Source organism: Dorea sp. BIOML-A1, from assembly GCF_009875615.1.
Classification (GTDB): Bacteria; Bacillota; Clostridia; order Lachnospirales; family Lachnospiraceae; genus Dorea_A; species Dorea_A amylophila.
The window spans coordinates 38,311-51,656 of the sequence record NZ_WWSA01000001.1; the positions used below are offsets into that span (position 1 = coordinate 38,311).

13 protein-coding genes are annotated in these 13,346 nt (G+C 41.2%); all 13 read right to left on the reverse strand.

Features of this window, described 5'->3' with window-relative positions; all coding sequences use genetic code 11:
* Window positions 1-1,371 precede the first annotated feature (1,371 nt).
* The 13 genes from GT508_RS00195 to def all read right to left on the reverse strand — a co-directional run bounded on the left by GT508_RS00195 (window position 1,372) and on the right by def (window position 13,311).
* Window positions 1,372-1,935: a GNAT family N-acetyltransferase gene (locus GT508_RS00195; protein ID WP_319017353.1), complete on the reverse strand. Its 564-nt coding sequence runs from the start codon at window positions 1,933-1,935 to the stop codon at window positions 1,372-1,374.
* Between the two features lie 95 nt (window positions 1,936-2,030).
* Window positions 2,031-2,453, reverse strand: coding sequence for a TetR/AcrR family transcriptional regulator (locus GT508_RS00200; protein ID WP_227097583.1), 423 nt, complete (start codon window positions 2,451-2,453; stop codon window positions 2,031-2,033).
* A 37-nt stretch (window positions 2,454-2,490) separates the two neighbouring features.
* Entirely contained in the window at window positions 2,491-3,258 is a 768-nt protein-coding gene (locus GT508_RS00205) for a zinc ribbon domain-containing protein (RefSeq protein ID WP_161143305.1), read from the reverse strand.
* 380 nt (window positions 3,259-3,638) lie between these two features.
* Entirely contained in the window at window positions 3,639-4,298 is a 660-nt protein-coding gene (locus GT508_RS00210; RefSeq protein WP_028087178.1) for a thiamine diphosphokinase, read from the reverse strand.
* On the reverse strand, window positions 4,291-4,956 hold the full coding sequence (gene rpe / locus GT508_RS00215; RefSeq protein ID WP_161143306.1) for a ribulose-phosphate 3-epimerase: 666 nt from the start codon (window positions 4,954-4,956) through the stop codon (window positions 4,291-4,293). Before rpe ends, GT508_RS00210 begins: the two co-directional genes overlap by 8 nt.
* Window positions 4,956-5,834 carry a ribosome small subunit-dependent GTPase A gene (rsgA, locus tag GT508_RS00220; protein WP_161143307.1) on the reverse strand — a complete coding sequence of 293 codons (879 nt, stop codon included), beginning with the start codon at window positions 5,832-5,834 and terminating at the stop codon, window positions 4,956-4,958. The genes rpe and rsgA overlap by 1 nt, the downstream gene beginning before the upstream one ends.
* 6 nt (window positions 5,835-5,840) lie before the next feature.
* Window positions 5,841-7,946, reverse strand: a complete 2,106-nt coding sequence (gene pknB / locus GT508_RS00225; RefSeq protein WP_161143308.1) for a Stk1 family PASTA domain-containing Ser/Thr kinase — start codon at window positions 7,944-7,946, stop codon at window positions 5,841-5,843.
* Entirely contained in the window at window positions 7,940-8,683 is a 744-nt protein-coding gene (locus GT508_RS00230; protein ID WP_118378247.1) for a Stp1/IreP family PP2C-type Ser/Thr phosphatase, read from the reverse strand. The genes pknB and GT508_RS00230 overlap by 7 nt, the downstream gene beginning before the upstream one ends.
* Complete coding sequence (gene rlmN, locus GT508_RS00235; RefSeq protein WP_028087173.1) at window positions 8,661-9,731, reverse strand: 23S rRNA (adenine(2503)-C(2))-methyltransferase RlmN; 1,071 nt, start codon at window positions 9,729-9,731, stop codon at window positions 8,661-8,663. The genes GT508_RS00230 and rlmN overlap by 23 nt, the downstream gene beginning before the upstream one ends.
* Window positions 9,724-11,034 carry a 16S rRNA (cytosine(967)-C(5))-methyltransferase RsmB gene (gene rsmB / locus GT508_RS00240; RefSeq protein ID WP_118309238.1) on the reverse strand — a complete coding sequence of 437 codons (1,311 nt, stop codon included), beginning with the start codon at window positions 11,032-11,034 and terminating at the stop codon, window positions 9,724-9,726. The genes rlmN and rsmB overlap by 8 nt, the downstream gene beginning before the upstream one ends.
* Before the next feature lie 67 nt (window positions 11,035-11,101).
* The gene (locus GT508_RS00245; RefSeq protein WP_028087171.1) at window positions 11,102-11,809 is read right to left on the reverse strand and encodes a zinc metallopeptidase; all 708 of its coding nucleotides are present in this window, start codon (window positions 11,807-11,809) and stop codon (window positions 11,102-11,104) included.
* Between the two features lie 76 nt (window positions 11,810-11,885).
* On the reverse strand, window positions 11,886-12,836 hold the full coding sequence (gene fmt / locus GT508_RS00250; RefSeq protein ID WP_161143309.1) for a methionyl-tRNA formyltransferase: 951 nt from the start codon (window positions 12,834-12,836) through the stop codon (window positions 11,886-11,888).
* 1 nt (window position 12,837) lies between these two features.
* Window positions 12,838-13,311 carry a peptide deformylase gene (def, locus tag GT508_RS00255; RefSeq protein WP_028087169.1) on the reverse strand — a complete coding sequence of 158 codons (474 nt, stop codon included), beginning with the start codon at window positions 13,309-13,311 and terminating at the stop codon, window positions 12,838-12,840.
* Between the last annotated feature and the right edge of the window lie 35 nt (window positions 13,312-13,346).

Below are 13,346 nucleotides of genomic sequence, written 5' to 3' on the forward strand. Positions count from 1 at the left end.
ACAGAAGCACAATAAATAACACTTACAGTCGCTGTAAGGATTCTGTTCCTGTTTTCAGAACAAGAATGACGCATCAAGCGGAATAAGTATATGTTTTGTATAAACGTCGGGTGACAATGAAAAAATATGCTGGACTACCGGATTGGCTAACTTGCATTTCTTTGTCAATTCTGGTAACCGCTTCAAACATGGAAGTTTCTGTTCTTACTTTTATTATACTCAATCAATAAAATCAACACGGTTCAGCAAATTTTAATTATTTCCAATATGACAAAATTGCTTCCTGTTATATTTATCTATTTCTTTATTTCTCTATTATTCCGATCCGGTCTTCCAAAGGTATAAATAAGGTGTAAATTATTCGTCAATCATCAAAAAATCCTTTAAAGCCTAGGCTTTCACAGCATCCATTAAACACTGCCGTGACAATTAAAAGCAAATCATAATACAACAACGTTCTGTTCGATACTAGAAATATATCATCAGCATGCAGTTTGAGTGAAAAAAGTCTCATGGTCATGAGCAAAAATGAAAGCAAAATTTATTAGATGGTACAACATACTATGCCTTTAAAATTCCAGTTACATATTCATATTGGAACCTAATCACCAGTTATTTTTATTATAATACTTGCAAAAAAGAAGCGCTCATACAAGCACTTCTCCTTACCATATTAGGACTTCAATCAAAAGTTAATGGGCCACAAAGTGGGCCATTTTTCAAAAACTTACATGAATTTATATAGAGTTTTATCCAAGTCGGAAATCCGTTAAATGCTCTAGCTATCAGCATTTAAAGGCATTTAACAACTTATATGGACATTTATGAAATCGGTCTCGTAATAACGATTCCTAATTTCATTTTTTTATTTCCTCCTATAAATTCCTTGATTTCAGCATACTTATTTTTGCAAGTGGACCATTTAGTGGGCCATTATTTTCTCTTTCCAAACCAATCTACAAATCTGGCTGAGTATAATCCCGTACTTTCCTGGGTTATTCCCTTGCCAAGTTCTTTGCCTTTTAAATCTTTTCCCATATTTCAGCTTCTCTCATAAGAAACCCTAATACAGTAACTTGTATTATACCATAGCATCTTATCTTTGTGAATATTCATTTTTATCTCATCTCCTGTTTGTGATAACTCTTTCCCTTCGTTTCTTTTGCAATAATTTCCATTATTTTAGCCATCGCACTTGCCCAACCTTTTTTATAACAGTCCTTTTTCATTGACTTCATTACAATTTTTGCCTCCTGTTCTCTGCATGCGAAGCGAATATTCACGAACCACTTCGCTAAAATAACTGTCCCGGCAGTTTCTTTTTCTCTTTATTTAAAAACTGCTTATCAAACTCTTCTGCTTCCTGCTCATCTACAAGATAGCCTTCCGGTGTGGCATACTCTCCGGTAATCCCTCAAGATAACCTGGTACAAGTTCTTTACACAAAAAGAATGATGCATCTTCTCCCTCCGGCAATCCATGATAACGGATACCATACTCGCTTGCCTGTCTGAATCCACTCTTACCGTAAAAATCAATATTTCCTTCAAAGCATAATGCTCCACAGCCAAGCTCTGCTGCTTTCTCCAATGAATAATCAAGCAGGATTTTACCATATCCTTTCCGCTTATATTCATTCTTGATACAGATTGGTCCCATCGTCATAATTGGAATATATCTTCCATCATCCGATTTAATACTCGTTCTCATAAACATATTCTGACCAATCAGCTTACCCTCTTCATCATTTTCTTTAAGAAGCATCACAAAATCCAGTTCTGGAACAAATGCCGGATCATTTCTGAGCTGATGCAATACATAATGCTCAAGGCATCCCGGACGATACACATTCCAAAAACTTTCTCTTACCAGATTTTCTACTTTCTGATGCTCTTCCTTTTTCTCTAAACGAATCATAATATTATTTTTTTCCATTTCTTTTATGTCCTTTCTTAAAAATAAAAACCGATAATCCTGATTTTTCAGTATCAGAATTAACGGCTCTGCGTCTTAAGCGTCTGGTCCTTATTTTACTGTTTCATTTCTTCTACAATTTTGTCCAGCATCTGTTCAAACTGACATTTCACTTTCGCCTTATCTGCTGCTCCATCATACACACTATAATAGATAAACATATTCGCATAAAATTTAACTGCATTCTCCTCTGGATTTTTTATTTCCATATTTTTGAACAGGTCCTTCACGTATTCTGCCGGTCCGGATACCAGATATTGCTGATATAAATTCTGCATCTCTTCACTGCGAAACTGCTCTATTGTGAGCATCTTCCGAAACGATGATGCAAAATCATCCTCTGTCCAGTATTCAAACATAGACTTGCTGTATTCCGCCAAACCATCCAGTGATACATTCTCATACTTTTCAGGCATTTTTTCTTTTTCATCTTCCGGCATATCATATTCTGTTGCCTGTTCGCCATCCTGCTGCTCCACGGTCGTTTATTTGTCAAGACTTTTATTTTTGCTTATATTATCTCTTTTTATAAATCAGAAGCTCCGGATTTTCACCATTCTTCTCATATGTACATACCAAAATAAAATCCATGCCTGCCAGAATACCGAAGCACCTGTCTCCTCCAAATTCAGACTCCAGTTGATTCCCCAGATATGTTTTCTGATCATCAAGGAATTTCACTTTTTGTCCATTAGGCAGAGTATATTCCAGATTCACATATTTCCCCACAAGTGCATTTAGTTTGTCTACCCTTGGAAGTCCGTCTATATGCAGATCATTAATTTCATTTATCAATTGCTTTTTAAACTCTTCAAACTGCCCATTGTCACTAAGTTCATCATACCTTTTCCAGTAATCTAACTTTGGAAGCATTTCTTTCAGATAAGAACGTGCCTGTTCTTCGGTAAAGTTTTCATTTACCATATTCTTTACACATACATCAATCAATTCATCCATATCATTATATGTGTATGTTCCATCTGCATAGCACCATTTACAATACTCCTCATTTAATGTGCCATCCTTATCACGTCCCAATATGGAATCATCATCAATTGGCATCCCGCAACACTGACAGATCAGCTTTCTAGGTTCTCCCAAAAGCGTATTGATGGAAACATCAAATTCTTTCGATAAGAGCTTAAGTGTATCAGTATTTGGAACTGTATCTCCATTTTCCCAGCGTGATACTGCCTGCCTTGTTACCATGATTTTATCTGCCAGTTCGTCTTGTGACATTCCTCTTTCTGTACGAAGTTTCAAAATAATATTTTTTGTTTCCATAGTCATCACCTCCATAAGCATATCATATAGATAAATTCATGTTCTGAAAAGCAACCTGCTGTTGCCATACCCTGTCTATATGATTTAATTATCACTCTTTGGTCATGACTTTCCTGCACCAGGTTCTTGTCTTACAGTGAGGACATTTTAAATATCTTAGTAATGTCACAAACGTAATTGTTGATATTACGCCAATAATTCCAGTTGCATAATCATATCAGAACCTAAACACCAGTTATTTTTATTATAATACTTACAACTATAAAAAAGAAGCACTCATACAAGCGCTTCTCCTTACCACATTAGAGCTTTGATCAAAAGGTTAATGGGCCACAAAGTAGGCCATTTTTTCAAAAACTCACATGAATTTATATAGAGTTTTATCTGTCTTTCGTTTCCATCAGAATCACAATTCCATTCAGGAAGCTGATTGTCACTTCATCCTCCTGGAACTGATTGCTGACGCAAAGGCTGTCATATGGTATCAGTGTATGATTCGTCAATGGATACTTTGCCCCTTTGATACTGAAACCAAATACTTCCTCGCCTAACGGAAACACAGAAAAATACGGTCCGTAAGTTTCTCCTTTTTTCAGATGGGTTTCCCCGCCTCCGATCAGACGGATCTTATTCTGGCGATCCATGATCACAGCATTAATTCCGGCTTTAAACGGGATTGCAAGGCTCTGAACATTTGCCCAGAGGTGATCGATACGACCTCCGGTTGCTCCCAGGATCAGAATCTCACCTGCCCCTAATGTCATAGCCAGTCTGATTGCAATCTCTGTATCAGATGCATCTTTTACCGGATTAAATTCCCTGATCGGAACATCTGTCTCATTACGGTAATAATCTCCAATCTCTTTTTTTACACTGTCAAAATCTCCGACAATATAATTTGGCAGAATCTGATGGCTGTAAAGGAACTCCATACCTTTGTCCACACCGATCACATACTGATTTTCCTCTTTTTCAAGGATTGATAATACAAATTCTTCTTCCAGCTCCCCACCGCTGATAATCACAATCTTCTTATTCATAACTTTTCAATATCTCCATGAATTTTGCAGTATTTTCCCCGGCATCTCCTCTGAACACAGCAGAACCGGCCACAATTACATTTGCGCCTGCATCCAATACTTCTCTGACATTCTCCACATAGATTCCTCCGTCTACCTGAATATCTGTCTCCAGATTTTTTTCATTCAGCATCGCACGGACCGCACGGATCTTATCCAGTGATTCCGGAATAAATTTCTGTCCTCCAAATCCCGGATGCACGCTCATGATCAGGATCATCTCCACGTCTTCCAGATATGGAACAAGCTCTTTTACATCTGTCTCTGGATTAACAGCCAGTCCTGCCTTCATGCCACATGCATGGATTTTATCCAATGTCGTTTTTACGTCTTCACACGCCTCCAGATGTACCGTTACATAGTCAGCTCCCGCCTTCTGGAATGCTTCTACATAGCGGATCGGCTCCTGCACCATCAGATGTGCATCCATGAATTGCTCCGTTGCATCATGGATTGATGCCAGAACCGGCATACCAAATGATATACTTGGTACAAACATTCCATCCATAACGTCAAAATGAATATACGCTGCCCCATTTTCTTCTGTCTTCTTCATTTCCTGACCCAAAACTTTGAAATCTGCCGCCAGTATTGACGGTGACAATACATAGTTCCTCATCAGTACCTCCTTTTATTCTTCAATTCCTCATACATTTCTATATAATTCTGATAACGGATTTTATGAATTTTATCCTCTTCCAGAGCTGCCTTTACGGCACACCCCGGCTCATGCACATGATCACAACCGTTAAACTTGCACATTCCTTCGTATTTCCGGAATTCCGGAAAGAAGTACTTCAGATCTTCTTTTTCATAATCATTCACATATAACGAACTGAATCCCGGTGTATCCATGATATATGAATTTTCATCAATGGCGAACAATTCCGAATGTCTGGTGGTATGTTTTCCCCTCTCAATCTTCGTACTGATTGCCCCTGTCTCCATATCTGCCTCCGGCTGCAGAATATTAATGATCGAAGATTTTCCCACTCCGGACGGACCTGCGATCGCTGTTGTCTTTCCTTTCAGAAGTTCACGTATAGTTTCAATCCCCCGTTCTTTTTTCGCACTGACAAATACCAGCGGATAACCGCATGATTCATAGATTGATTCCAATTCCTTCACCTGCGGATCTGTCGCAATGTCTTCTTTATTAAAGCATAACACAACCGGAATCTCTTTGCTTTCCATCATAACAAGAAAGCGGTCCAGCAGATTAAAGTGTGGATTCGGCTTCGTGATTGCAAAGACTACCAATGCCTGATCGATATTGGCCACAGCCGGGCGGATCAGCTCATTCTGCCGTGGCAGTATCTTCACTATATTTCCTTTTTTTTCCGATTCATCAAGAATCTCTATCTCTACATTGTCTCCCACCAAAGGCTTGATCTTTTCTTTCCGGAATACACCTTTGGCTTTGCATTCATAAACACCGAATTCTACTACGTGAACGTAGTAGAATCCGGCAATTCCTTTTATAATTTTTCCCTGCATAATCTTTTACTGGCCAGTCGTGGTTCCATCATTTGTATTAGACCCATTCTGGTTATTGTTATCTCCTGTGGTTCCTCCATTTGTCGGCTCCTGTGGTTTCGCCCCGAGGCTCACCACATAGCTGATCGTACCTCCCTTGGAAATATTTCCAGAAGAAGGACTCATGGAGATGATACATCCTTTTGCATAACTGCTGCTGTACTGTGAATCCGATACATTTGTATACAGACCATTCTGGGATGCCCAGCTCTTAAGTGCTGACTCCTGCTGTCCTACAAAGCTCTGGATATCAATCTTTTCTTCCGGTTTCGGTCCGTTACTTACCGTGATTGAAATGGTTGTTCCGGCTGCCGCCTTACCTCCAGGTGTTACAGTCTGGCTGATAACCATTCCTTTTTCCACACTGTCACTGTAATCATATGTTACAGTTCCTACATTGAATCCATAATTCTTGATCGTACTCTGTGCAGTTGCATCTGCCATGCCTCTTACATCCGGCACCGTCTTCTTATCTGTTCCCTGACTTACCAGCATGGTAACTGTAGAACCCTTTTCAGCTTTTGTTCCGGCAGAAGGTGTTGTATTGATGACATTACCGCTTGCTACACTGTCATCATACTGGAAACTTGAAATCACCTTAAATCCTGCATCTTCCAGTTCTTTCTGTGCTTCCGTTTCACTCATACCGCTGACATCCGGTACCTGCTTTTTACTTTTTACCAGTCCCGAACTAATAACAACTTCTATAGTTGTATTTTTCTTTACCTTTTCACCGGCTTCCGGAGTCTGTTTAGAGACCAGTCCGGCTTTATATTTTTTAGATTCTGTTCTCTTAATCGGTTTTATTCCAAGATCTTTCTTTTTCAGTGCAGCCTTTGCCTGCTCCTCTGTCATACCACGGATATCTGGAACTGTAACTTTTCCTGACGTATCTGCATCATCCTCTGTAGTAATTCCGCCAAACGACTTGAAAACCCCCGCTGCCTTTCCCACTGTAAATACAAGGATCAGCACAATGATCGCAATTACCACAATCGTCAGAATCTTCATGAGCTTATGCATATGCGGATTTACTTCATCTGAATCTCTCCCTGATGCATAATCATCGTATTCGTCGTCACCATCTTCTCTGTCGTTATATCCTTTTCCCGAATATACATCTGCAGTATCATATTCATCATCATATTCGTCGTCATCATCGTAACCGTTACGGATATCATCCAAATCTTTATCTGTCATAATAACCGTATCGGAATCCCCGCCTGCCGACGCTATTCTTACAAAATCTCCATCCGGATCTACCAGTGAATGCTTCAGATCCTGAATCAGGGCTTCTGTACTCGCATATCTTCTCTCAGAACTCTTCTGTGTACATTTCAGAATGATCTGTTCCAGGCTGTAAGGAATATCCGGAACCAACTCCGACGGCGGTGTAATTTCCTGCTGCAGATGTTTCATCGCAACTTCTACCGTTGTCTCGCCATCAAACGGAACCTGCCCTGTCACCATCTCAAACAAGGTAATACCAATGGAATAGATATCACTTCTCTGATCACTGAATCCGCCTCTCGCCTGTTCCGGTGATGTATAATGCACGGATCCCATTGCATTCGTACTTACTGTATTCGAAGTTACAGCTTTCGCAATTCCAAAATCTGTAACCTTTACCTTTCCATCCTTGGAAATGATAATATTCTGCGGCTTGATATCACGATGGATAATTCCTGATGCGTGCGCCGCACCGATACCACTGCACATCTGGATTGCAATACTGATTGTCTCTTTGTGAGACAGTCTTCCTTTTCTCTCTATATATTCTTTTAAGGTAATCCCCTCTACAAGCTCCATGACCATATAATTAAGGCCACGGTCTTCTCCGACATCATATACATTCACGATATTCGGATGCATCAGTCCGGCTGCAGCCTGTGCTTCCGAGCGGAATTTTCTTACGAAATTTTCATCTTCTTTATACTGCTTCTTTAATACCTTAATCGCCACATAACGGTTCAGCATCTGATCCCGGCCCTTATAGACATCCGCCATTCCACCGGCACCGATCTTACTAAGTACAGCATATCTCTTGCCTAGTACGATTCCATCTTTTACCATACACTCACCTCATCAGCAAGTGGCTCTGCTACGATAACCCCTATATTATCTCTCCCGCCATTGCTGTTTGCTTTTTCTATCAACATCTGAACAGCTTCTACTACATCCCTGGAACCCTTGACAATATTGAACATATCTTCATCCTCAACCATATTGCTGAGTCCATCTGTACACATCAAAATGATGTCACCCTTTTTCAAACGATATTCATAAATATCTGGTTCCACATTTTCCTTTACACCGATTGCCCGTGTAATAATGTTCTTATCCGGATGGTTTCTTGCTTCTTCTGCCTTGATTCCGCCGAGTCTTACCATCTCTTCTACCAGCGAGTGATCCTTGGAAAGCTGCCGGATCTTGTCATTGATCAGGTAAAGTCTGCTGTCTCCCACATTGGCAAAGTACAATGTATTGCCAACAACAGTTGCCACTACCAGTGTTGTTCCCATACCTTCCAGCTTGATATCTCTTGAAGCTGCCTCGATTAATTTATGATTTGCAATACTGACTACGCTTCTGAGAATCTCCTCGGGTTTATCCATCGGTGTCTTCTTCAACTCATCTTTTAATACATTTACCGTATAACTGGACGCAAAATCTCCCGCCTTATGTCCGCCCATTCCATCGGCGACCGTAAGGAGGTTTGGAAATGGTCCTATTGGTCTGTCTGTAACGTATACATAGTCCTGATTGACCTCACGTCTTCTTCCTACATCAGTCATTGCATATATTTTCATCTGTCTCTCCCTCGCTTTTGGCTGCGTGTCTACGGCGCAGCTGTCCACAAGCTCCGTCTATATCAGAGCCTCTTTCCCTTCTTATAGTAACATTAATTCCGTTTTTTTCAAGTTTATTTTTAAATTCCAAGGCATTTTTGCGGTCTGGCTTTTTAAAATCGCGCTCTTTGATCGGATTCACCGGGATCAGGTTCAGATGGCAGTTTCTTCGTTTTAAAATCGCCGTCAGTTCTCTGATATCATCCGGCTGGTCATTAACTCCTGCCACCAAACTGTATTCGAAGGTAATTCTTCTTCCTGTCTTATCAAAATAATAGTCACAGGCATCCAGTACATCAGACAATTCATATTTATTTGCTACCGGCATCAGCTTCTTACGTTTTTCCTGGCTGGATCCATGGAGTGACAGAGCCAGTGTGATCTGCAGTCCCTCTTCAGCAAGTCTTCTCATATTCGGGACAATCCCGCAGGTAGATGCTGTAATATTTCTCTGGCTGATATGAAGCCCGTGTTCATCACTCAGCATATGGATGAATTTTATGAAATTATCATAATTGTCCAACGGTTCTCCGGTTCCCATAACCACCACATTGGAAACTCTTTCTTCTGTAATCTTCTGAATATGATAGATCTGACGGAGCATCTCCGATGTCTCCAGACTCCTGACGAGTCCTCCGATCGTTGATGCACAGAACCTGCACCCCATACGGCATCCGGCCTGCGAAGAGATACACACAGAATTGCCGTAATTATATTTCATCAGAACACTTTCTACCATATTACCGTCTTCCAGTTCAAACAGGAACTTCTCAGTCGGATCCACTTTCGATATCTGATGATCGATCATCTTCACTTTCCGGATCTCATAGTTTTCTTTCAACTTCTCACGCAGCCCTTTGGACAGATTTGTCATCTCATCAAAATCATCTGCCAGCTTTACATGAAGCCATTCATAGATTTGTTTGCTCCGGAATGCCTTTTCTCCGATTGCAAGCATCTCTTCTTTTAATTCATCATAATTGTAGGAACATATATCTTTCTTATTCATGATTCACCCTTTTTAATATTGCTATGTAGAATCCGTCTCCCGCATCTCTTCCCGGAATCATCTGTTTTTCTTTCACCAGTTCAAACTCCGGATATTCTTTCAGAAACCACTCCACATTCCCCTCATTCTCTTCTCTGTGTATCGTACAGGTACTATATAAAAGCTTTCCACCTGACTTTACATAATCCTTTACTACCGACAGGATCTTCTTTTGTAACTCCACCAGATCTGCTTCTGTCTTTTCATTCATCTTATAGCGCAGATCCGGCTTCTTTCCAAGTACACCAAGCCCGGAACACGGAAGATCTGCAATTACAATATCGGCCGTTTCTTTCTTATGTGGATCGTATATTGCAGCATCCTGACATACTGCATTAATATTTGTAAGACCGCTTCTTTCAATATTATCCCTGATCAGCGCCACCTTATACTCTGTCAGATCTCTCGCTTCCACATGACCGGTTCCGTTCAGAAGTTCTGCAATATGTATCGCCTTTCCTCCCGGTGCGGCACACACATCCAGCACCTGGTCTCCTGCTTTCACTTCCGACCATAATGCTACCTGCATAGAACTTAAGTCCTGTACCTGGTAAAGTCCCTCACAAAAGCTTGGAAGTGCAGACAGATGATCATATCCGGACAGATACAGTGCACATGGAATCTCTGGCACTTCCCCTGCCGTCACACCTTCTTTTTCCAAAATTGAGATCAGTTCTGCTTTTTTTATCTTATGTTCATCAAACCGGACTGTCAGCGGCTTTTCTTCCAGAAATGCTTTTCCGATCATCTTTACCGTCTCTTCATCATATACTTTCAGCCACTGCTTTACCATCCATTCCGGCAATGAATACTTTATGGAAATGAAGGCCTCTTGATCTTTCTCATCCGGATAGCTGATCTTGTCCAAATTTCTGCCGATATTACGAAGTACTCCATTGACAAATCCCTTCAGGTTCACAAACCCTCTTTTTCCCGCAAGTTTTACTGCTTCATTACAGATTGCCGAATCTGGTACGCTGTCCATATATTTCATCTGATACACCGAACTTCTTAAAATCGTGCGGATCACAGGTTTCATCTTATTTACTTTTACTTTGGAAAACTGATTGATGATATAATCGATCTCAATCATACGCTCCAGTGTTCCATTTACTACTCTTGTAATAAATGCGCGTTCCCGTTTGTCCAGATATTGATATTTATCCAGAACATTCTTTATCACGATATGGCTGTACTCACCGTCTCTTGTAATCTGAAGCAGCATGTCCAGCACTAATTCTCTTTCATTTACAGACGCCTGCATACGTCCCCTCCTCTTTCCATAGATATACAATCAGGGAAGCGGCTTATATCCCCTTCCCTTTCGTTAATTAATCGTTTCTTCGATTTCCAGTCAGAAGCAGTATACGCAGAAGCTGCAGAATTGCAGATGCTGCTCCGGCTACATAAGTAAGTGCTGCCGCTGTCAGCACCTTTCTGGTATCTCTGACTTCATCCTCATACAACATGCCTGTATTACCAAGGATCTTCAATGCCCTGTGTGACGCATCAAATTCCACCGGTAATGTCACAATCTGGAATAACACTGCAAGCGAAAATGCAAGAATTCCGAGATTGATAAACAACACAGAGGTTGTACTGCTGTTGAAGAAAAATCCAAGGATGATCAGCGGCCATGCGATAGAACTTCCGAAATTTGCTACCGGTACCAGACTGCTTCTTAACTTCAACGGTACATATCCGGTCGCATGCTGTACCGCGTGTCCGCATTCATGTGCTGCTACTCCAAGTGCAGCTACCGATGTGGAATTATAAGTTGCATCCGAAAGTCTCAATGTCCTGGTTCTCGGGTCATAATGGTCGGTCAGATTACCGGAAATGTGCTCGATCCGCACATCATACAGGCCTTCTCTGTGAAGAATCTGTTCTGCCGCATCCCTTCCTGTCATACCGGAATGATTCCTTACTCTGGAATATCTGCTGAATGTGGAATTCATCTTCGCTGATGCGATCAGGCAGATCACGACACCGATCAGCACTAATATATACGTTGGATCAAAATACATTGGATAATACATCATTATCAGCCTCCTTGCTCTCTATGACCTGCATTATATACGAAAATTTACCCTAATAGCAGCTTTTCATACATTTTTAACAATTCTTAATCATTTGTGAAGAAAGTTCACATCCTGTTTCGATCTGATAACCGCGTAAGAAAGCGTCCGCTTCCATTCTCTTCTTTCCCGGGATCTGAAGTGCCAATACTTTCAGGAGTCCGTCTCCTGTCTGTACAAAAAATCCATCTTTTTCCACTTTCACGATTGTTCCCGGTTTTGCATCTGTGTTCTCGTCCAGTACCCCGGCTTCCCATATTTTCATAACTTTACCGTTCCAGTCCGTGTAAGCACTCGGCCATGGATTCAATCCACGGATCAGGCATTCGATTGACTTTGCAGATCTACTCCAGTCGATATCTCCAAGCTTCTTATCCAGCATCTTCGCATATGCTGTCGGACTTTCTCCCTGTACTTCCCAGGTTGCTGTCTTATCTTCCAGTGCCTTTAATGTCTCAACACAGAGTTTTGCACCAGCCTCTGCCAGCTTGTCATGAAGACTTCCTCCTGTTTCATCTTCCGACAAAGGAACTTCTGTCTTCATGATCATATCTCCGGTATCCAACCCCTCATTCATCTGCATAGTCGTTACACCGGACACTTTATCTCCGTTGATGACCGCCCACTGGATCGGTGCAGCACCACGGTAGCTTGGCAATAAAGATGCGTGTACATTGATACATCCGTAAGGCGTCATATCAAGAATCTCCTTCGGAAGGATCTGTCCAAATGCAATGACTACCATGATATCAGCATTATATTTGCGAAGCTCTTCTACGGCTTCCGGCTCTCTGATCTTCACCGGCTGAAAAACCGGAATTCCATGTGCCACGGCTGCCTCTTTAACCGGTGTATACTGCATCTTGCCGCCACGTCCTTTCGGCTTATCCGGCTGTGTGACTACAAGTACAACTTCATGCCCGGCCCCAATCAGTGCTTCCAGCGTTCCGACCGAAAAATCCGGGGTTCCCATGAATATTACCTTCATGTTACTCTTCCTCCTCATAATTTACGTCATGTACTTCGCCTTCTACAAGTCTGGTATATAATTTACCATCCAGATGATCGATCTCATGACAAAATGCTCTTGCAAGAAGTCCTTCTCCTTCTAAGATTACTTCTTCCATATCTTCATTCAATGCTTTTACCTTTGCGTAATTCGGTCTTGTAACAGTTCCTGCTTTTCCGGGAAGGCTTAAACATCCTTCTTCGCCTGTCTGTTCTCCGGATGTCTCTATGATTTCCGGATTGATCAGGATGATCGGACCTTCTCCGATATCAATAACTACGATGCGCTTCAGGATTCCAACCTGTGGTGCCGCCAGACCTACTCCCATTGCCTCATACATTGTATCCAGCATATCATTGATCAGTACTTTTGTACGGATTGTCATCTTTGTTACTTCTTTGCATTCTTTGTTCAGAACTTCATCACCAAATTCCCTGATTTTTCTAAGTGCCATCTCTTTTGTCTCTCCTTTATCACTATTACTTATCT